This is a genomic window from Enterobacter sp. CFEC122, from assembly GCF_052983755.1.
This window is the reverse complement of the sequence record NZ_JBRIQR010000145.1, coordinates 1-312: the sequence shown is the minus strand read 5'-3', so window position 1 is coordinate 312 and position 312 is coordinate 1. Positions and strand designations below refer to the sequence as shown.

At 48.1% G+C, this 312-nt stretch carries 1 protein-coding gene; it reads left to right on the top strand.

Annotation, left to right across the window (positions count from 1 at the left end):
* Positions 1-63: 63 nt before the first annotated feature.
* Positions 64-312, top strand: a 249-nt coding sequence (locus tag ACVCAM_RS26535) for a transposase (RefSeq protein WP_204363921.1), incomplete at its 3' end; no start/stop codon positions are given.

The window sequence follows — 312 nt, the reverse complement described above, 5'->3', positions numbered from 1 at the left end:
TGAATCGCCACGGGTTTAACAGACACCTCAGAGTCATTTAAGATGGCTTAAAGAGAGGTGCCCATGAGCGGTAAGCGTTATCCCGAAGAGTTTAAAATTGAAGCAGTCAAACAGGTTGTTGATCGCGGTTATTCTGTTGCCAGCGTTGCAACACGTCTCGATATCACCACCCACAGCCTTTACGCCTGGATAAAGAAGTACGGTCCGGATTCTTCCACTAATAAAGAACAGTCAGATGCTCAGGCCGAGATCCGCCGTCTCCAGAAAGAGCTGAAGCGGGTTACCGACGAACGGGACATATTAAAAAAAGCC